At 50.8% G+C, this 20,070-nt stretch carries 18 protein-coding genes; 8 read left to right on the top strand and 10 right to left on the bottom strand.

Annotated features, from left to right (window positions below):
• Window positions 1-2: 2 nt before the first annotated feature.
• The 5 genes from K2F33_RS30955 to K2F33_RS30975 all read right to left on the bottom strand — a co-directional run bounded on the left by K2F33_RS30955 (window position 3) and on the right by K2F33_RS30975 (window position 3,991).
• Window positions 3-1,397 carry an MDR family MFS transporter gene (locus tag K2F33_RS30955; protein WP_263880454.1) on the bottom strand — a complete coding sequence of 465 codons (1,395 nt, stop codon included), beginning with the start codon at window positions 1,395-1,397 and terminating at the stop codon, window positions 3-5.
• 43 nt (window positions 1,398-1,440) lie between these two features.
• Window positions 1,441-1,791 (bottom strand): VOC family protein, encoded by a 351-nt coding sequence (locus K2F33_RS30960; RefSeq protein WP_263880455.1) that lies wholly within the window; start codon window positions 1,789-1,791, stop codon window positions 1,441-1,443.
• A 342-nt stretch (window positions 1,792-2,133) separates the two neighbouring features.
• Window positions 2,134-2,769: a LysE family translocator gene (locus tag K2F33_RS30965; RefSeq protein ID WP_263880456.1), complete on the bottom strand. Its 636-nt coding sequence runs from the start codon at window positions 2,767-2,769 to the stop codon at window positions 2,134-2,136.
• A gap of 23 nt (window positions 2,770-2,792) precedes the next feature.
• The gene (locus tag K2F33_RS30970) at window positions 2,793-3,395 is read right to left on the bottom strand and encodes a hypothetical protein (RefSeq protein WP_263880457.1); all 603 of its coding nucleotides are present in this window, start codon (window positions 3,393-3,395) and stop codon (window positions 2,793-2,795) included.
• 29 nt (window positions 3,396-3,424) lie between these two features.
• On the bottom strand, window positions 3,425-3,991 hold the full coding sequence (locus K2F33_RS30975) for a hypothetical protein (protein ID WP_263880458.1): 567 nt from the start codon (window positions 3,989-3,991) through the stop codon (window positions 3,425-3,427).
• A gap of 255 nt (window positions 3,992-4,246) precedes the next feature.
• Between K2F33_RS30975 and K2F33_RS30980 the strand changes: the two genes are divergently transcribed.
• Window positions 4,247-4,501: a MarR family transcriptional regulator gene (locus K2F33_RS30980; protein WP_089550094.1), complete on the top strand. Its 255-nt coding sequence runs from the start codon at window positions 4,247-4,249 to the stop codon at window positions 4,499-4,501.
• Window positions 4,502-4,796: 295 nt separating this feature from the next.
• Here the strand turns inward: K2F33_RS30980 and K2F33_RS30985 are convergent, their stop codons facing one another.
• The 3 genes from K2F33_RS30985 to K2F33_RS30995 are packed head-to-tail and all read right to left on the bottom strand — an operon-like array spanning window position 4,797 to window position 7,577.
• Entirely contained in the window at window positions 4,797-5,228 is a 432-nt protein-coding gene (locus tag K2F33_RS30985) for an SRPBCC family protein (RefSeq protein WP_089546252.1), read from the bottom strand.
• A 33-nt stretch (window positions 5,229-5,261) separates the two neighbouring features.
• Window positions 5,262-6,890 (bottom strand): FAD-dependent monooxygenase, encoded by a 1,629-nt coding sequence (locus K2F33_RS30990; protein ID WP_263880459.1) that lies wholly within the window; start codon window positions 6,888-6,890, stop codon window positions 5,262-5,264.
• Between the two features lie 42 nt (window positions 6,891-6,932).
• Window positions 6,933-7,577 carry a PadR family transcriptional regulator gene (locus tag K2F33_RS30995; RefSeq protein WP_263880460.1) on the bottom strand — a complete coding sequence of 215 codons (645 nt, stop codon included), beginning with the start codon at window positions 7,575-7,577 and terminating at the stop codon, window positions 6,933-6,935.
• 223 nt (window positions 7,578-7,800) lie between these two features.
• Between K2F33_RS30995 and K2F33_RS31000 the strand changes: the two genes are divergently transcribed.
• The 6 genes from K2F33_RS31000 to K2F33_RS31025 all read left to right on the top strand — a co-directional run bounded on the left by K2F33_RS31000 (window position 7,801) and on the right by K2F33_RS31025 (window position 14,713).
• Window positions 7,801-8,106 carry a hypothetical protein gene (locus tag K2F33_RS31000; protein WP_263880461.1) on the top strand — a complete coding sequence of 102 codons (306 nt, stop codon included), beginning with the start codon at window positions 7,801-7,803 and terminating at the stop codon, window positions 8,104-8,106.
• Window positions 8,107-8,440: 334 nt separating this feature from the next.
• Complete coding sequence (locus K2F33_RS31005; protein WP_263880462.1) at window positions 8,441-9,835, top strand: MFS transporter; 1,395 nt, start codon at window positions 8,441-8,443, stop codon at window positions 9,833-9,835.
• Window positions 9,836-10,477: 642 nt separating this feature from the next.
• Window positions 10,478-11,479 (top strand): ketoacyl-ACP synthase III, encoded by a 1,002-nt coding sequence (locus tag K2F33_RS31010; RefSeq protein ID WP_263880463.1) that lies wholly within the window; start codon window positions 10,478-10,480, stop codon window positions 11,477-11,479.
• Between the two features lie 265 nt (window positions 11,480-11,744).
• Entirely contained in the window at window positions 11,745-12,644 is a 900-nt protein-coding gene (locus K2F33_RS31015) for a LysR family transcriptional regulator (protein WP_263880464.1), read from the top strand.
• Between the two features lie 158 nt (window positions 12,645-12,802).
• Window positions 12,803-13,288: a DUF1572 domain-containing protein gene (locus tag K2F33_RS31020; RefSeq protein ID WP_263880465.1), complete on the top strand. Its 486-nt coding sequence runs from the start codon at window positions 12,803-12,805 to the stop codon at window positions 13,286-13,288.
• A 255-nt stretch (window positions 13,289-13,543) separates the two neighbouring features.
• Window positions 13,544-14,713, top strand: a complete 1,170-nt coding sequence (locus tag K2F33_RS31025) for an MFS transporter (protein ID WP_263880466.1) — start codon at window positions 13,544-13,546, stop codon at window positions 14,711-14,713.
• Window positions 14,714-14,970: 257 nt separating this feature from the next.
• On the opposite strand, the gene K2F33_RS31030 is transcribed toward K2F33_RS31025, so the two are convergent.
• Entirely contained in the window at window positions 14,971-17,700 is a 2,730-nt protein-coding gene (locus tag K2F33_RS31030) for an alpha-L-rhamnosidase (RefSeq protein WP_263880467.1), read from the bottom strand.
• Window positions 17,701-18,002: 302 nt separating this feature from the next.
• On the opposite strand from K2F33_RS31030, the gene K2F33_RS31035 reads away from it, so the two are divergent.
• The gene (locus tag K2F33_RS31035; protein ID WP_263880468.1) at window positions 18,003-18,875 is read left to right on the top strand and encodes an AraC family transcriptional regulator; all 873 of its coding nucleotides are present in this window, start codon (window positions 18,003-18,005) and stop codon (window positions 18,873-18,875) included.
• Between the two features lie 143 nt (window positions 18,876-19,018).
• Here the strand turns inward: K2F33_RS31035 and K2F33_RS31040 are convergent, their stop codons facing one another.
• Complete coding sequence (locus K2F33_RS31040) at window positions 19,019-19,780, bottom strand: SDR family NAD(P)-dependent oxidoreductase (protein ID WP_263880469.1); 762 nt, start codon at window positions 19,778-19,780, stop codon at window positions 19,019-19,021.
• Between the last annotated feature and the right edge of the window lie 290 nt (window positions 19,781-20,070).

Here is a 20,070-nt window from a genome sequence, read left to right on the forward strand (position 1 = left end):
CGTTACGCTGAATGCTGCTGCGTCATCACTTGGCGGTGTTTCGGCAGGAACAATACGGCGAGCAGGTTCGCAATCGCGATCCCCAACATGAACAGAAAAACGGCATGCATTCCGGCAGTCAGCTCCGTTTTGGAGCCAATTATGGTTACATACTGGTTGTAAATCGTGCCGAATACCGCGATGCCGACCGTTTGGCCCAGCGCACGGGCCAGCATGCTGGAAGCGTTGGCGACGCCGCGTTTTTCCCAGCCGACGACCGATTGCACGACAACGGTGGAGGGCGTCGCAATGAACCCCATTCCCAGTCCGATTAGCACGAGGATACCGATCCAAAATACATAGGGCGAGTTCATCTGAATCGCAATCAGCCAGAGGGAGCCTGCCATGACCAGCGAAGAGCCGAATACGATCGATGCCTTCACCCCGACCCGGTACATGAGCCGGCCGGCGATGTTGGAGGCGAGCGGCCAGGCCAGCGACATCGGCATAGCGATCAGTCCCGAGCTTGTCGCGGAACTGTCTAGCACGGATTGAATCCAGATCGGCGAGTACACCGTCAACCCCGTCGTAAGGCTGAACGTCAGAAAACCGCTGATATTGGTGACGTTCAATACGCGGATACGGAAAATCGATAACGGGATCATCGGTTCCTCCGCCCGTTTTTCAATCCAGAGGAACAACATAAAACATACGGCCGATGCCGCGAACAGCCCCACGATCACCGGGGAATCCCAGGAATGCCGGGACCCGCCGCTCAGCAGCGCATACAACAGTGCGGAGAAAGTAATGGTAAACATAATTGCGCCGAGGTAATCGATTTTTTTCGCCTGACGTTCGATCGGCTGGTGCAAAAATACGACGACCAGCAGCAGGGCGATGATGCCGATCGGCAAGTTGATGTAGAAGATCCATCGCCAGGAAACTTGATCGACGAAGTAACCTCCGATAAGCGGGCCGAGAAGGCCAGCCACGGACCAAACGGACGAAAAGATACCCATCATTTTGCCGCGCTGCTTGCCCGAGAACAAATCGCCGATGACGGTAAAGCACACGGGCGCAAGCGCCCCGGCACCAAATCCTTGCAAAGCCCTGAACCAAATGAGCCCCGTCATCGATTGTGCGGCTCCGCACAAGATGGAACCGAGCATGAATAAACTGATGCCCGCGGCGAACACGGGTTTGCGCCCGAATAAATCGGCGAGCTTGCCGAAAATGGGGGTCGCCACGCAGGTAGTCAACGTATAAACCGCAAACACCCAACTGAACAGCGTCTCGCCGTGCAAATCCTTGATCATATGCGGGGTAGCGGTGGCGACGACGGTCGCATCCAAAGCGCCAATAAACATCGCCGCCAGCAGTCCGGCGATAACCATGTTGACGTTGGTTTTCGAGGCCATGCGGAAAACGCCTCCTTACATTTTCTTTATGCCGCCCTTTGGTTTAACGATTGCAAACCAAGTAAAGGGTATTGCCTTCAGGATCGTTGAAATGCACGACATTGGCCGCCTTGCCTTCCACGGAATCGTGGAATTGAACGCCGCTGGTTTTCAGCGTTTCGATAGCTGACTCCATATCCGCCACCTCAAACCCTATAGACATGCTGCCCGATTTTTCCGGAAGGGAACCTTGTTCTCCGGCAAGATGCAGGAGACCGATCGTCAATCCAGGTGCCGCGATTTGCGCAAAATGCCCGTCACCGTGCTGCAGCTCCAATCCCAAGGTTTCGGTGTAAAATTTCACCGCCTTTTTCATATCCGTTACCATTACAGTCACATTGCCGCTTTTGAACATCTTATATTTCCTCCTTATTCGTTTGATCGATTTTATTATATCAAAATAATATAACAAGTAAATATATTTTATTGATATATTTTTATGGGAAAATGGTGAGGAGCTACGTAAAAAAGAGAACGCCCCCAAAGGGCGCTCTGTCTATCCGGGCAGCCTTGCGTCGCCCTCGATCCTGCCGCACGTGATGTGCCTTTCTCAAAGATGAGAGAAGTATGCTAGACTAAAACAGCCTTAGCCCGATGGGTAGCTCGAGCTAAGGCTGTTTAGACATTTTGTTTTATTCCACCGTCTACTTGACGATATCACTAAAGGGCGGCCTTCAATCTTGACGTTATTGCATCATTACTGTCTTTGGAATGCAACCTTTAGGCCTAGTCCGATATAGATTGTTCCGACGATTTTGCCGCTTAGGCGGCTTAACCGGCTTATCCATGTCCTCTCTTTAACCAGTTTTCCAAGTGCAGAGATACCTAGTACAATTGAGGTTGTATACAATGCACTTAAAATCACAAAGACGACACCAAGGATCAAAAACTGCATAGCAACTTGACCTCGTTCGTGATGAACAAATTGAGGCAAAAACGCCAAAAAAAACAACGCTGTCTTGGGATTAAGAACTTCTGCAACAGTTGCCGTAAAGAATGACTTTAAAGCTCCTGCCGATTTTACCTTTGGAAGTTTCGGATTTGATGGCTTTCTGATCATTTCGCGAACTCCTAAATAGAGTAAGTATACCGCTCCTGCATATTTAACCATATTGAAAGCTAGAGCAGAGGTCATCAGTATAGTGGAAAGCCCGACAGTAGCAAATAAGGTGTGAAGAAAATCCCCGATTGCGATGCCAAGCCCTGCCATAATGCCTCCTTTTCGCCCGTTTTGAACAGTACGAGTAATGGTAAGAAGAACGGCTGGTCCTGGAATTAAAAATAGAAGAATGACAACGATAACATATGCCAGTAAAGTTGAAAAATCCGGCATCAGGCTTCCCCCTTCAAAAGCACTCAAGGTGATATATTGTTGTTGCGGTTTTGCAGCCATTGTTCAAATTCAGCGGGTGTGCTCACTTTATGATCTAATACAGCCGTATAGATATCAAAGCTTTTCACCTGTTTACCATACTCGGCTCTCGATGCCCAGACGGTTTTGATCCGCAGGATAGAGAGAACCGCATCTTCATGAAGACGACCGGGCAACGTACGAATATGCCGCAGATCAGGTTGTTTCTCAGGATCGTCAACGAACCAAATATCCAGCGACCATTTGCTTCCGCTTTCAGACAGGTAATCCAACCCAATAAAATACCCATCTGGGTAGGCCGGATCAGTGTTCCAGCTACCGGTATCGTTCATAAATTTCATCTGCCGAATCTTGGGATTCAATATCAATTGCGAAGCAATTCCGGAAATTACAGCAACGTCCAACTTGGAACAAATGACCGTCATATCAAGGTCTCTCCAAGTCATTAAACCAAGTGCCGCACTTCCAACTTTAACGGGCACACCGGCCGCTTTTAGCGTTTGGATAAGGTTCAATTCTTCCAACACTACAGCGGCCTCAGCTTGCAGCTGATTTTGACGAGCAAGTAGATCTTCAAACTCTTGCATTTGTTCGCTCCCCTCCTGACGCACTTATGTCAATTTGCCATTGTTTCTATAGTTTTTTTGTTATAGTGATCGACCGAAAATCCAAATATTACCTTCAACATAAATAAAAGACAAGTGATCAAAATATAAGGTGGGATATGAGGCAGCAAGGGGGTACAACCTTGGCCGATCGATAGAAGCAAGCCTGCAACAAACAGCTGCGACTGCTTTCCTTTAAGCGAGTTCACGATAAAAGCCGCTATTATAGTATATATCCATACCCCTATAGAATATCCGATAGCCGTGTTTAGTAAAACCCCAATGAATACGACATGAAAATGAATGGCAATGAACACAATCCGGTTCCTTTTCCTTGCAGCATAGTAATTGCTTGTTGACAACGTAAAATTGGCTATACAACCCGCGAAAATATCGAATATCAACAATAAACTAATAACTCTACGCCATACCGGTAAATTGGATGTCATTTCGGGATACATCCAATACAATATAGCAGTCAACAGTCCGCCAAACAGTAGAATCGTAAGAATGGATGCAAGAGATTGTTTTTCTCCAAAAACATCATGCAGAACCGATGGAATTATTACTTGTTTCAATCTGTTTTCCCCCCACTGCATTTTTGTTCACGTGACGAAAAATCCTCGAAATATCAGTAAACACGTCCCACTCCTATTTAGGATGATTGCCCGTTTCGCTTCCAATCGCTTTTGCCACTCCATTAAAATCTTATGCAATGGCCTTGTTATAAACGCGAGTTGACCAAATCAATGTGATAATTGCAATAACCACAATGACAATAAATCCTACGAATACTGATTGGTTTATAATTGATCCTTCTGCTAATTTTTTGGATGCTTCTACTCCATCTTGGCCTTAACATTACAGATCATAAGTGCTTAGATTTGATTTTAAGCAGAGGAAGAGCCACTGCAGGGCATCTAGCAGAGTGGACGGGACTAACCACGGGTGCTATTACAAGCGTGCTAAATCGCTTAGAAAGAGCGGGCTATATCCGCCGGACGAAGGATCCTAACGATCTCAGAGTGGTCTATGCCGAGCCACTCTATTCGCAATTGCATACGATTAAAAGGCATTCACTCCGTTAAACGATGCCATGCTTGAACTCTACTCAAAGTACAGTCAAGAGGAGTTACAGACCATACTCGATTACTTGATTCTCTCCTGTCAATCTCTTCGAAAGCTTACCGACGACCTTCGTAAACCAACTATAGAGAATCAGTAAAGCCGATGTCGTTAGTCCAACCCCATTTATCTTAATCATTAAGATAAATGGGGTGATGAGGTATGTCTATTACAAATTTAGAACTAATTTTAGTCCTAGACTTAGCAGACTATGCTGAAGCCTATACCACTCTTGCACTGCAGCAAACCGTATGGATATTAACCCTCAAGAACAGCTTTTAAGCCAGCAGCTGTTTGCCGCTGCTCTTTTTTCATCGATTGACGCATGAAAAATTCAGCTACCTTCGGAACGTTGTCAACTTGAATTGAGAAATGAACACGGCAAGATTGATCCGAGATCGGCTCAATACGATAGCTTTCGCGAAACGATTGTTTTTCGTCAGGAACTGTCTCCATCGTTAACAATTGATCCTGAACAAGCTCGGTCACGATCATGTTTTTTTCGCTCTTGAAGCCCGAGTATTTTCCACGTTCGAAATACTTGGTCCCCAACTGAGCAGGTCCTTCTGGAGTAACTCGAGCCTCCATAATACCTTTAATCCAGGAAGGTCTCCCCTTTAAATCAACGAGGCGTGAGAAAACGATAGATGCGGGATAATTATAGATTTCGTTATATTCAAATATAAGCATAATTATTATTCCTTCGTTTTTGATGTAGTAGATTTAACGAAAAAGGATTGTCGACAGAGCATGGGTTAACATTTTTTCCATTTCTCCCTTATTCCCCCCAGTACCCGGTTTTCGCCATCCGATATACCCGTCTGGCCGCACGATGACAGCCCCTGTAGAAGTTATACCGTATGCATCAAGAAAATCGTTCCCAGGATTGTTGAAATCAGCATGCCCATCAACCTGATAAATATCTATCGGGAAACGTAGCGTATCTTTAACATATTCAGCAGCCTCCACCCAGTTTTTTCCGTCTGATCCAACGAGTAACACAAATCGAGAACCAAACAGATCGATGGAGGAAAGCCGCTGACCGTTGCGTTCCAAAACGACGTGCGCAGCGCGGCTTCCTGGCTGACCGGTCCACGACTCTGGCTGTTGTACAAGGGGGTGGTTCTGCCCGTCTCCTTCCGGTATGAACGCGCCGTCTGGATAGCGATAACCCATATTGACATGTAGGGTGTTTACCGTAATTCCATTTGCTCCTTCGTGTTCGCGCTGCTGGGAGAGCATGACGACCTGTTCTACGGTGTAATCCGCTATAGGCCGTCTCTCCATGTCGTAAGTGGTAAGCAAGCCCTCGCCAGCTTCACCGCGCAACACGGCAGCCAGCTTCCAAGCGAGGTTGTGTGCCTCGGCAATGCCAGTATTTCCTCCCAAGCCGCCGCTGGGAGGTTGAACCCGTGCGGCATCACCAACGATAAATATACGGTCTTGTTGGAAGCGATCAGCTACGCGAGCAGCCATTTCCCAGGTTAATACCTTCTTGAACTTGACTGAAATGTCAGGGATTCCGATAGCTGCCCTTACTAATGCAATACATCGTTCTTCTGGGTAATCGTCAATCGTTTCCTCTTCCGGATCATAGATCACATCCAATCGGTATACATGAGGCCGCCTGTTTGTGCCGGGATACAAGACAAGGCTTCCACTTGCGTCTTCATTGGCGAAGAAACACATATGTGCATTCTGGTTCTTGAAGAGATCATGGATGTCCGCGTCAAAAATGACGCTGATCAGATGAAAAAGTGTCCCCTCTCCATGCTGCCCGATTCCTAACGCTGCACGGATACCACTTTTGCTTCCGTCAGCTCCAATCATATACTCGGATCGAATCTGGCGTGTTTTGCCGTTGGTGCGATCCCGAATGGTGGCCGAGATGCCATGCTCATCTGCTTCGAATCCAATCATTTCTGTGTTGTATCGAAGATCGGCACCTGCTTGTTCAGCCTTCATCCGAAGCACAGGCTCAAACAAATCTTGTGCAATGCCGTTTCCTTCAACAGGACTGGCATCCGTAAAATATGCGCTCATATCTTCCATCAGATTCTCAAACACTTCCCCGGCCAGACTCTCGACAAACATGATGCCGAATTCCCGTGGGAAAGGTGGTTCTTCATGGCGTATCTCCTCTTCAACTCCGGCAGAGCGAAAGATTTCCATCGTGCGGGCAGTCAAGCTTGAGACGCGCGGATGGATGGCCGTGCCCGGATGGCGTTCGACGACTGTTGACTTTATCCCTTGTTTAGCCAAAAGCAGGGAAAGGGATAGACCTACGAGACTCCCCCCTACAATAAGCACAGGTACCGTGTCGTCAATCTTAGTGGAATTTAACGAATTCATTATGACCATGTCCTTTCGTTATTCAATTTCTTTTTCATCTAATCAGTTATCGATTGACTCATTTCTCTTGCGCAGCTCCTCCATGCTCCATGTCAGACTTCGGGCTTCAATATCGACAATGACGGATTGGATCCACCCGATTTCAGCTTCAAGCACGGCTTGTTGATACTCGCTTTCCAACAAAAACAGCCTCGGCAGTCTTAGCGTAACGCCTTTCTGAAACTGATCCTTGAGCCGAGCAAGTGTGTTCTCTAGCGCGTTGACCCGTTGTTTGAACAAGAGAGCCACATCTTCGGGCGTGAGCAGCGCCAGAAAAGAAACAGCAGCGGGGAATTCCAAAAACTCCTGTGCCGGTGTAGAAATCATTTCACGAATCCAAGTATAGGCAGCTTCGTGGCCCAAATCCGTAATTTCATAAACAACCAAGTCCGGTCTCCCTTCATTCTTTTTCTTTCCTTGAATGGCAATGGCCTTGTCTCGATGCAACCGTTCAATCGTTTGGTAAATACTTGCTCGATGGCGAACATTAATGACCTCGTCCTTTTCCCTTTCTTTAATTAACTGTTGCATACGATATGGATGCATAGGCTCCTCAATAAGGAAACAAAGGATGGCTAAAGCGACAGGTGATTTCTTGATATTGGTAATCATAGTCATAATATAACTAGTAATAATATGACGCGTCAATAATAATTTCTTCTTTGATTCATTCGCTTAAAAAAAATACAGGAAGGGAAACGTTTCTCGGATATTATTGACTGTTTGGTCCGGAAAGTGATAATATACGTTTCATCAGGGAATAAGGAGGTTACTTTCCGGGACGATAAGAGACTTATTTATCAAAGCGTTCAAACATTACTTAAATGAAAAAACTTCGGCTGTAGTTTCCAATCTGGAGAAAGCAGAAGCGGTGAAACGAACGATCTCCGATATTTTTCGAATCATCGTATCCACACTTCAGGATGAAGAGCAGCGAAAGGTATACATGATTTTACACAGTGCCATCTACCAGATCCCGCATGATACAGAAATTGCTGGGTTATTCGAGCAGGACAGGATACGACTTCATAACGCTTTTTATGAAGCGCTGGTCCTTGCCCAAAGCAAAGGGGAAGTCGGAGCAAACAAGGATCTGCATATGCTGCGCGGTATTTATATCATGCAAAGTATGCGATGGCTCAAGCAGCAAAGCTATCCAATGACCCAAAAGAGTTAGACGAAAAAGTCACCATTACGCTGTCTGTCCTCATTGATTATTGAGTGAAGTGTTATTTAACGCTTCTTCTTTTGGTAATTCTAGATCAAATGGTCAAAAATACTAATGGGTCAATTACTATGAAAAGATTTTCATTGTAAACACTCTAAAGAGATTGAGGAATTTTCCGAGAGTGGGCCCTATGTTCCATTGTGCAGAGGCAAATAGGAAAGCCCAATCCCAATTGCCATTTTCAAAAGGTAAGCTTGAAATTTTGAGCGGCCGACAACCCTTTGTAGGATGGAAATTGGCTCATTACTTACTTTTAAATAAGTACATACGAGGAGACTGAACCATGAGCAAAAACAGGAAAAAAGGTGTGGCGCTTATTCTACTTGCCGTTTCCCAATTAATATTGGCGTTGGATTATACCATCGTTTTTGTTGCAGTGCCTTCGATAGGAGCAGATTTAGGTTTTTCTGCGAATCATTTGCAGTGGGTCATTAGCGCATACTCGCTCGTTTTCGGTGGATTTCTGCTGATTGGCGGGAGACTATCCGACTTGTTGGGAAGGCGGCGCATTTTCATGATTGCCATCGCTCTCTTCGGGGTGGGGTCGCTCCTAGGCGGATTGGCAAACTCGCAAATAATGATGATTACTGCGAGAGGGTTGCAAGGACTGGGCGGGGCGCTGCTGTCGCCATCCACGTTATCGCTGATCATGTCTAATTTTGGTGAGGGGGCCGAACGCAATCGTGCAATGGGCATTTGGGCCTCCATGGGAGGCGTCGGTTTGTCACTTGGATTACTTCTTGGAGGGGGTTTGACCAGTTTTTTGGGCTGGGAGTTTACTTTTTTTGTTAACGTGCCGATCTGTCTGATTTCGCTCATCCTTGCACCGTTAGTGCTGTTAGAGAACAAAACGACTTCAGGACCAAAGCGTTACGATGCATTGGGAACAATATCAGTGACAGTGGGGATGATTCTTATCGTTTATTACTTGATTCAATCTCCAGTCGAAGGCTGGCTACATATCGAAACCTTGCCGTTTGGACTGGTTGGCGGAATATTGCTAATTTTATTCGTCATAATTGAAAAACGTACGAAAGAACCGTTAATCCCTTTTAGATTATTCCGCAACCGGAATTTGATTGGAGCAGCGATCATTGCTGCATTGTTTTCGGCTTCATTCGGTACACTGTACTATTTTCTATCCTTATATACTCAGGAGATATTGCACTACTCGGCCATTCAATCTGGACTAAGTTTCTTGCCGCTTACAATCAGTGCTTTTATCGGCGGGAGACTCATCAATAAGGTACTCTTAAATGCAGGCTTAGCCGGTACGGTCGCCATCGGGATGGTTCTAGGTGGAATCGGTTTCTTAGTGCTTACGCAGCTATCCGAGAAAGGCTCTGCTTTGGGGATTATCCCAGGAACAGTTATCATCGGTTTTGGTCAAGCGCTTGTGTTTACGACGACATTCATAGCAGGAAGTACTGGTATCAATTCCAAGGAACAAGGAGTAGCATCTGCAATCGTTTCAACCGGCCAGCAAATAGGCAGTGCGGTGGGATTGGCCGCCATCATAGCAATTGTTTCCTACAACTTAAAATCGAATCTTCAGTTAGAAAAAATGAATCCGGGTGAATTGAATTCTGCAATTCACATGTCATTCATCGCTGCTTCCGTCATCACGTTTCTGGGCGTGTTTATTACATACAGCACTCTTAGCCGGAAAATGCAATGAATCGATTTAAACAAATACGGATCAAACGTCAGCTTGTAATCGAAAGGGCCACCATAAATGGTCCCTCCTCGGCGGCATAGGATTTACATGGCTAATGAATAAGCGCCTGTCCGATAGAAATGACGTAGATGTAGATGGACACTAACAGCAGCATCACTTTGCCAGCCTTGAGCGCTCTACAGTGGGAAGCATCACTATCTTCTTCAAGATAAATAAGATTTAAATGATTCTGGATGGATAAATAGGGTCCATCCAATCCGATTCGGGCAAAAGTGCGCACTTATGATGGTCCGTTATGGATACCCTATGATGAAATTGAATTTGTTGAACGCTTAATAAAGCTGAATTGATTAAGGAGGACCGCCTAATGGCGGTTTTTTTAATTACTTTTGTATGCGAGTTTATGTATATTTATGCATTTTCTCATTAATTGTGAAAATATTTCTCATCAATTATGAAAAAATTATCACTAATTATGACAACACACACCCCCTATTGACCTCTCCCCAATTCACGTCTATAATTAGTACCAGATACTAATACTTGATATCAACAAATTGGCCTTATTTTTTAATTTCCTAATATACACCCATCCCTCACACCCTAAAGAACTCATTTTTTTAAAAAAAGGAGCGATTGATCATGAACCTTTCAGTATCGACAGCCCGCATTACGGCTATTGGCAGCTATGTTCCAGAAAAAAAATTGACGAACGCGGATCTGGAGCAAATGGTGGATACGAGCGACGAGTGGATCGTCCAGCGGACCGGTATGCGGGAGCGGCGGATTGCCGGTGAGAACGAATACTCCTCCACAATGGCTTATAAAGCCGTGGAAGACTTGGTCAGCCGTTACGGTCAGGACTTGACCGACGTGGACTGCATCATCGTGTCGACGACGACGCCGGATTACGCTTTTCCGAGCGTGGCCTGCCAAATTCAAGGGTACTTTCACATCCCCAGCACTGCGGCATTTGACCTGAACGCCACCTGCGCTGGCTTCACCTATGCGCTGCATATGGCCAACGGCCTGATTACATCCGGTCTGCACCGGAAGGTCCTGGTAGTCGCTGCGGAGACGCTGTCCCGCGTAACCGATTATACGGACCGGTCGACCTGCATCCTGTTCGGCGATGGAGCCGCGGCCGTTCTGGTCGAGAAGGATGAGCAGCGCCCAAGCTTTATCGCGGCCCATCTGGGCACGAACGGCGAAGGCGGCATCCACGTCTATCGCACGAACCTTTCCAAAACGATGAATGGTGAGGATCTGCTAACGAGCGAGAAAATGGTCCAAAACGGACGGGAAGTCTACAAATGGGCGACGCGCACCGTGCCTCAGGGCGTAGAAACTTTGCTGGAGCAGGCGGGAATGACGGCCGGCGACGTGAATTGGTTCGTTCCGCACAGCGCCAATTTCCGCATGGTCGAATCCATCTGCGAAAAAGCCGGCATCCCCGTGGAAAAGACACTGACCAGCATGGAGTATTACGGCAACACGTCTTCGGTTTCGATCCCGTTGGCTCTCCAGCTGGGACTGAACGAAGGCAAGCTGCAGAACGGAGATACACTGCTGCTGTACGGATTCGGCGGCGGCTTGACCCACGCCGGACTGATCCTGAAATGGGATTTGGATGACCGCGGTTGATCAGCGGCAAAGCGTATGACGTAAATGTTTAAAGGGCTTCCGACCATGTCAGAGGCCCTTTTTTCCATAAATTCTTTAATGTTTTGAGCCTCACTCCTGCGACCTTTACGGCCAGCATTTTGCAAAGTACAATAAGAACAACTCATTGATCTGATGGATGCAACATTTCGACGCATCAAAAAAATCGATGATTAGGTCATAAACAGGTATACAACTACACTTAAATGCAATTTGAATACAATCCAACGACAAAGGTGGGAAAAGGATGAATCTACACGCATTGCGCGTATTCGCGGAGGTGGCTAGTACGGGAAGCGTGACCCGGGCCGCCGGCAAGCTGCTGCTCAGCCAGCCCGCAGCCACCGCCCAGCTGCGGAATCTGGAGCAGGAGCTCGGGATGAAGCTGGTAACCTCCAAGGGGCGCTCCATCCAATTGACGCCAGCCGGCGAGCGGCTGGCTGCCCGGGCACGGCAGCTGTTTTCGCTGGAATACGAGATGGAGCGGGAGATGAACGCACTCAAAATCGGGCTCGAAGGCAGCCTCCGGATCTGCGCCACAGATCTGCCCGGCCGGACGGTGCTTCCCGCTTGGATCGTCCGCTTCAAGCAGCAGTATCCGAAGGTGCATGTCCAGTTGACCCGGGGCAGCTCCCGTATCGCAATGGAGCGGCTGCTCGACCATTCGGTGGACATCGCGCTCATCTGCGGTGAGGGTCCGAAGAATTCCGGTTTGGAATACATCACACTCATGGAAGATGAGCTGATCTTCATCGCCCACCCGGACCACCCCTTAGCGGGTGCCGCCACTACGCTCCAAGAGCTGATGGCAGCCGCCTTTATCCTCCGGGAAGAAGGCAGCTATACCCGCAGGAAGCTCTTCTCCCTCTGCGATGCCTACGAAGTACCGAAGCCGCGAACCGGGATCTGCATTGAAGGGATGCATGAAACGATTGAAGCCGTCAAATCGGGATACGGCGTTTCTTTTGTGCCCTCCCTTGCGGTAGCCCGGGAGCTCAAATCCGGCGAGCTTGCGGAGGTGCGCGTTCCCGGGATGCGCGTCAAGGACCCGATCCGACTGTACACCCGGATTGGCGAAGAGCCTCTGGCGCCGGCGGCTAACTTTATGGCCATGATTGCACCGCCGCTATCCCAGGTCGGATCATAAATCATCAATTATTTTGATGATACTGCTTGATATATATATTGGATTTATACTCAAAATCTCATTATGCTGAAAGCACAGCACGGTCATGAAACCGCTGTGGAGAAGGCATGGATGAGATTTTTGTTTTTCAGACCGATATCCCAAAGGAGGCACAACCTATGACATCAACACTGTTCACAACATATCAAAGCGCGGTCAAAACCCGACTGGAAGAAATGAAACGCACGGCCGAAGCTGCCATCGGGCAGCTCGAGGATCCTGCCCTTGCTTGGGCCCCGGAACCCGGTTCCAACAGCATCACCGTGATCGTCAAGCACATGAGCGGGAATATGATTTCCCGATGGACCGAACCGTTTACCACCGACGGGGAGAAACCGGACCGAAACCGCGATGCGGAGTTCATTCATGAAGAGCTCGACCGCGCAGCCCTGCTGGATCGCTGGGAACATGGCTGGAGCCTGTTCCTGGGACAAATCGCCGCGCTCCGGGAGGAGCAGCTGCTGACGGAAATCACGATCAAAGGCCGGTCCGTCACAGTCATCGAGGCCATCGAAAAAAGCCTGTACCATAACGCATACCACATCGGCCAAATCATTTATATCGCCAAGCAGTACCGCAAGGATCAATGGGTCAGTTTGTCGTGATCCGTGGGCGGCGGTGTCTTTCAAAACAGGGGCATGCTGGCATGCCTCCCTGTTCCTTTCCATACCGCACGAATTAAAGCAGCACATTCACTAGGTGGGCATACCCGAAACACTTACGGTTACGGCGGCGCTTCCCGCGCTGTTTGGCAATTTTTGCACCCTCAAAGTTCATGACAATAATTGTCACTATTAAGCGATACAATAGCAGCAAGAACACCCTCTCTAAAACCACGAAGAAGGAAAGGAGAAGTAAATATGAAACTTACTGCGTTGTTTTTTCTGATCATGTTTATGATCGGGACAGATACCTTCCTCATCTCCCCGATGATTCCGACGCTTCAGGACCTGTACGGCGTCCCCACGGGAATGTCCGGCTGGATGATGGGCTCCTACACGCTTGGCGCCGCGGTCTTCGCCTTGATTGCCGGCCCGCTCTCGGACGGTCTGGATCGGAAAAAGGTCATGCTGCTCGGACTGCTGGGCTTTGCGGTATCCACCGCGCTGTGCGGAATCGCCGCAGACTTCTGGATGATGTGCCTATTCCGGCTGCTGGCCGGGATCAGCGCAGCTTTTGCCGCACCGCAGGTGTGGGCGTCCATCCAAACACTGCTGCCCGCAGAGAAAAAAGGTAAGGCGATGGGACTTGCCTATGCGGGGCTCGCGGTATCCCAAGCGTTCGGTGTTCCGATCGGCAGCTGGCTGGCGGCAGAACGCTGGTCCCTCCCCTTTTTCGCGATCGGAGCCCTGTCCCTGCTGCTTGCCGGCGCCGCCTTTTTCATCCTGCCTTCCATGAAGCCGCAATCGAATGCCGTTCCATCGCGGCAGGCCTTCTGGCGCAGATATGCACCTCTTCTCGGAAGCGGCAGGGCTAGAGGCGCTTTCCTGGCTTATTTCCTGATCCATCTGGGCAGCAATGCCGCGTTTGCGTTTTTGGGTAAATGGTCGGCGGAACGCTTTCACCTACCCGTTGACCAGATCGGCACGATTATGATTTTCCTCGGCGTGGGCAATTTGGCCGGCAGTCTCGTGAGCGGATATGTCAACAACCTGTGGACGCCGTCCAGGATCGTAGCCGCTGCGGTGCCGCTCCTGATGATCGGCTATGCCGCGCTCCCGCACCTGCCGTCTTTCATGGCCGCGTCGATTATGTATTTCGCTATCTTTTTCATCCTGGGCATTCTTTTTCCAATGATCATGGGCGTCCTGAACAACTTGAATCCGTCGCTGCGGGGGACGATTTCAAGCACGGCTACGGCGACCATGAACGCCGCCACGACAGTCGGCGCCTCCCTTGCGGGCCTGCTGTACGCCGGATCGGGAGGGTATGCGGCCGTCGGCCTGTTCTCAGCCTGCTGCTTCGCCGCGTCCCTGCTTATCTTTGGCACGAGCCGCGTGCTGGCGAAAGAGCCGGTACCGCAGGTGTAAAAAGCTATCCACGCACATTCTAAGCATCCATGCCCCTTTCAACGGAAGTTTTTCTTAAGTGACATAAGAAAATCCTTGTCTCTGAAGCTTATGCTCCCTTATATCTAAAAAAGCCCCGCCGACTCTGTCGGCGAGGCTTGCTTTCTTTTACAACGAAACCTAACAGCAAGGGTAGGAACAGGAAGCAAGGGCATAAATGAACCAATCCGTTCGTCCCAAGCTCGATGCTATGGATCAACCCATACCATGCCCTAGCCTCACGCCCCGGACAATGCTGGACTCGGCTGCTGGACGGTCACCCGGTATACGCCGGATCCAAGCTCCAGCTTCAGCACTCCAGCGTCGTCTTCCTTGGCGCTCAGTACACCCGATGCCTGATCCGCCGGCTGCCCATTGACCTGCGTTGTAGCGATCGAGGCGCCCGGCAGTTCAGCCTCAGCCGTCGTGTTCGGCGGAATTTCGAATTCGTAGGACGCCAGCGGGCTGTCCCCGTCCCCGTCCACGTCCGTCAAGCTCCATTCGCTCCGGATCGTGCCGTACATCGAATCCAGCGCAGCTTTGGCATAAGACAGCGCCGAGTCCGTCCGCGGACGAAGCCGGATCCGCTTGTAACCCGGTCCTTCAGCTTCATTCAAATCCAGCCCCGCCACGGCCCGGTACAGCCAGTCGCCGATGGCGCCGAAGGCGTAGTGGTTATACGAGTTCATGTCATCGCTCCAGAACGAGCCGTCCGGCTTGATCCCGTCCCAATGCTCCCAGATCGTGGTCGCCCCCTGCTTGACCGAATACAGCCAGGACGGATAATCCTCCTGCATCGCCAGCTTCACGGCCAGGTCGTGGTAGCCGTTCTCCGTCAGCACATGGCACAGGTACGGCGTACCGACGAATCCGGTGGTCAAATGGTGGTTCTGTTCCTTGACGTACTCCGCCAGCGTAGCAGCCATCCGGCGCTGAACCTCCCCTTCCACCAGCCCGAACATCAGCGGAAGGATCATCGCGGTCTGCGTATGCGCGGCCAGCCTTCCGCCTGGTGTGACGAACTCGTTCAGGAACGCTTCGGCCACACGTTCGTACAGCTGGCGGTAAGCGGCGGCATCCTCGGTACGTCCGAGAACCTCGGCAGTCTTTACGAACAAGGAAGTCGAATATGCATAGAAGCAGGTGGCGATCAAATCCCTTGGCGTCGCCCCGACGTAGCTGCCTTCCTTCGCGTCAAGCGCCAGCCAGTCGCCGAAATGAAACCCGGTATTCCACAAATATTCATTGTCCCCTTGGGCGCGGATATGGTCGACCCATGCCTTCATGCTGTCATATTGCTCCTCCAGAACCCGCTTATCGCCATAACAAAGATAGATCGTCCAAGGGCAAATGACGGCGGCATCTCCCCACGCTGCGGACGAGCAGGCGTTATCGTCGAGAACCTGCGGTATGACATGCGGCACGCCGCCATCCTCCCGCTGGTCGGCCTTCAGGTCGTGCAGCCACTTGGAGAAAAACGGTGCCACGCCGAAATTAAACGCGGCGGTCCGCACAAACACCTGAGCGTCCCCGGTCCATCCCAGCCGCTCATCGCGCTGCGGGCAATCGGTCGGAATGTCCAGGAAGTTGCCGCGCTGGCCCCACTCGATGTTATGCTGCAGCTGGTTCAACAGCTCATGCGAGCACTCGAACCGCCCAGTCTGCGGCATATCCGTGTGCATGACACGGCCTGTAAACCGGTCCGGATTCAGCGGCTCGGCATCCGGCCAGCCCTCGACCTTCACATAACGGAAGCCCTGGAAGGAGAAATGAGGCTCATACGTTTCCTCACCGCCGCCTTTGCAGATATACGTTACGGACTGCTTTGCCTTGCGGAGATTGCCCGTGTAAAAATTCCCGCGGCTGTCCAGCACCTCTGCGTGCTTTAGCGTAATCGCCGTTCCGGCCGGCAGGTTCAGGCGCATATGCATGCGGCCCACCATGTTCTGTCCCATATCGAGTACGGTATCCCCTTCAGGCGTCCGCAGAACTGTAACCGGTTTCAAATCTTGGATGACCCGCACCGGTTCATTTTCCTGCATGACGAGGATGTCCTTGGCGTGATCCAGCTTCACCATCCCTGTCCAGTCTGCATCATCAAACCCGGGCTGGCTCCAGCCGCCCGCCTCCAGCCGCGCATCATACGTTTCGCCGTGGTAAATTTCCGACATGCGTACCGGACCGGTCGACGCTTTCCAGGAAGGATCGCTTCCGATGATTTCTGTACTGCCGTCCGCATATTCAAGATACAGCTGAAGCAGCAGCGCCCGCTGGTCACCATACAGGTTGCGATGGTTCTCCCAAGCCAAATTGCCCTTATACCATCCGTTGGCCAGCGCCGCACCGATGGCATTGTCAGCCCGGGATCGGATCAGGTCGGTGACGTCATAGGCCTGAACCTGCAGCCGGTGCCGGTAGCTGGTCCAGCCCGGTGTGAATGCCCAGTCGCCCACCCGCTCGCCGTTCAGCTCCAGCTCATAGAAGCCAAGGCTTGTCGCGTATATTCGTGCCTTCCGGACGTCCTTACTCACATGGAACGCTTTGCGAAGAAGGAACTCTTCCTCTGCCTGGGGATCGATCATTCCCGGTTCGGGCGTAATCCAGTCCGCACTCCAGTCCGACGTCCGCAACAGCCCCATTTCAAAATAGGACGTGTCGCTCCATTCCGACTCCTGCCCCTGCTGGTCCCACACTTTGACGCGCCAGCTGCAGCGTTGTCCGGATTGAAGCGCGGCACCCGCATATTCGACAAGCACCGATTCGTCCGAGTCCACGACGCCCGTGTCCCAGATCAGATGATCCCCGGCAAAATCCCCTTCCTCTCCCGCCACCTGAAGATGATAAGCCGACTGCAGCACATGCATCCGGCCGGACGTGAGCAGCCAGCTGAAGCGGGGACGCTCCGTGCCGAGCCCAAGCGGCTCGCTGCGGTATTCGCAGGTCAATTTCGTAATGCCTAGCGTTGACATAGACTTCCCTCCCGTTTTTTGCGTTGGATGCTAACCAGGGTCTTTGGCCATGTGTTTCAAGAAAACGTCAATCGACGTACCTTCAAAGAAAACAGACCGCGTTCAAAGGTAATTTTTCTTGCAATATCAGGAAGCCATGGCTCTGGTGTTTATACTTGCTGATATTATAAAAAAGGCTGCTTGGCGATACAGGCGGTGATCTGGACGAAAATATAGGCTGATCTGGACATATCGCCAATGATCACCTAGGATAGGAGCAAATGTTGATTTTCAGAAAATCCACCATCGAGGGGAGAAGGCAAGTGAGCATAAAACGAAGCCAGGCCTTGCTGCGGATGGACGCTTTTTTCGAGCCGGGGGTGCCCTTCTATGTCAACCGCGTGTCCGAATCGTTCGATATGCTGGAACACTCTCATGAGTTTGTGGAGCTTACCTATGTCAGTGAAGGGTCTGGTGTCCATTATATCGGCGGGGAAGCATGGCCGGCCGAGCAGGGCAGCCTGTTCCTCATCCCGGTCGGACTCTCGCATGTGTTCCGGCCGAAGACGCCGCGGAAGGACCGGCAGCTGGTCGTGTACAACTGCATCTTTCCGGCCGATTATCTCCGGGAGCTTGAAGCTGCTTTTCCGCGCGATCGGGAGGTGTTCGCCGCCTTTCTGGATCCGGCTATGCCCTGGCTGGAAATTAAAGATCAGAGCGGCGAATACCACGCTTTGTTCCGCGAGCTGTACCGGGAATATGCCGGCCGAAGCCCCGGCTGGCTGCTGCTGCTGGCCTCGCTGCTGGTCCGCGTGCTAACCGGCCTGTACCGGCACCGGCTGCAGCTGGATCCGCCAGCCGTCAGGCGCCAAGGCTCGCTGACGGTCGACGAATCGATCGCTTATATGGAGCGTCACTTCGCCTCCGATTTGCGGCTGGGCGAGCTGGCGGCGCAGGCCAGCCTCAGCCCGAGGCATTTCAGCCGGCTGTTCACCCGCCAGACGGGAATGAGCTTCACCGCCTATTTGCAGGGCATCCGCATGGACGCCGCCTGCCGTATGCTGATCGAAAGCGACGGCAGCGTGAGCGAAATCGCCGCCCGGGCCGGGTACAGCGATTTGAAGTTTTTTCACCGGCTGTTCAAGCAAAAGACCGGCCTCACGCCCAGGCAGTACAGGCAGCGGAGGAAGGGCTGAGAGACGGGTGTCAACTGGAATTCATTGAATAGTTAGCAGAGGCCCCGTACCTCCCTTTTCAAAACGTTATTACAGCAACATTCCAGGGTACAAAAAAGCCTCCTCAAGAGAGGGGGCTGAAGTACTTCATTAACCTTTTACTTTTATTTTCCTCCGGTAACCCGAATCAATTCGCCGTTAATATTCCCGTTTGCCTCAGACCCGAGAAAGACGACCAGGTTCGCGATATCCTCAGGTGCGCTATGTTTGCGCGTAGGCACGTTCTCCCGCTCCTTCTCGATCATCTCCGCCGGAAAAATCGCTAGGGCTTTCTCCGTCATCGTCCAGCCCGGCATCACCACATTCGTCAGGATTCCGGCGGGTCCCAGCTCTTTGGACAACGTCGCCGTCAAACCGTGCAGACCGGCCTTGGCCGCTGTATACGCCCCGCCTCCAGCCATGCCGTCCTCAGCCAGCTCCGAAGAGATATTGATGATCCTTCCCCAGCCGGATGTCCGCATCAATGGCAGCACTTTCTGAATGGTATAGTAGTATCCCTCAAGATTTGCGCGTATGGTTTGTCTCCAACCGCTTGCATCCGTGTCTTCAAAGGCCAGGCCCATGACACTGCGGTCTCCCCACAGGACAGCATTGTTAACGAGTACCTGAATACCTCCCCACCTCTCGGCAATCTGATGTACGGCTTGATCCATGGAACGGTCGTCCGTTAAATCATAATGAACTGCAATGGCCTCTGCGCCATGGCTTCTGATTTTCTCTACCGTACGTTCCGCCGCTTCCCGCCCGCTCGCATACGTAACGGCAACCTTGGCCCCTTCCATACCGAATTTTTCAGCCGTCGCCGCTCCGATTCCGCTTGAGCTTCCAGTGATGACTACAACCTTGTCTCTAAGTCCCAGATCCATCCCGATCTCTCCTTTATAAATGAAAATGAATCATAAATTGAGCTCCATTTTATTTAGTTACTTAAATCTTTAGTTGTCCTAAATATATATCCAAAAGAAAAACGTCACGAATCACGATGCGTGCTTGCATCCCCGATTCTCCGACGCTTCCTGCCGGCTGTCCTTGATGGCAACCGCCAGGATACCTCTGATGCCTCCGCTGCTCTGCTACCTCTGTTATCCCCGCTACCTTCGCTCTCCGCTACCTCTGTTATCCCTGCTACCTTCGCTGCTCTGCTACCACTGTTATC

The sequence above is a fragment of the Paenibacillus sp. PSB04 genome, assembly GCF_025809195.1.
GTDB classification, from domain to species: Bacteria; Bacillota; Bacilli; order Paenibacillales; family Paenibacillaceae; genus Paenibacillus_AQ; species Paenibacillus_AQ favisporus.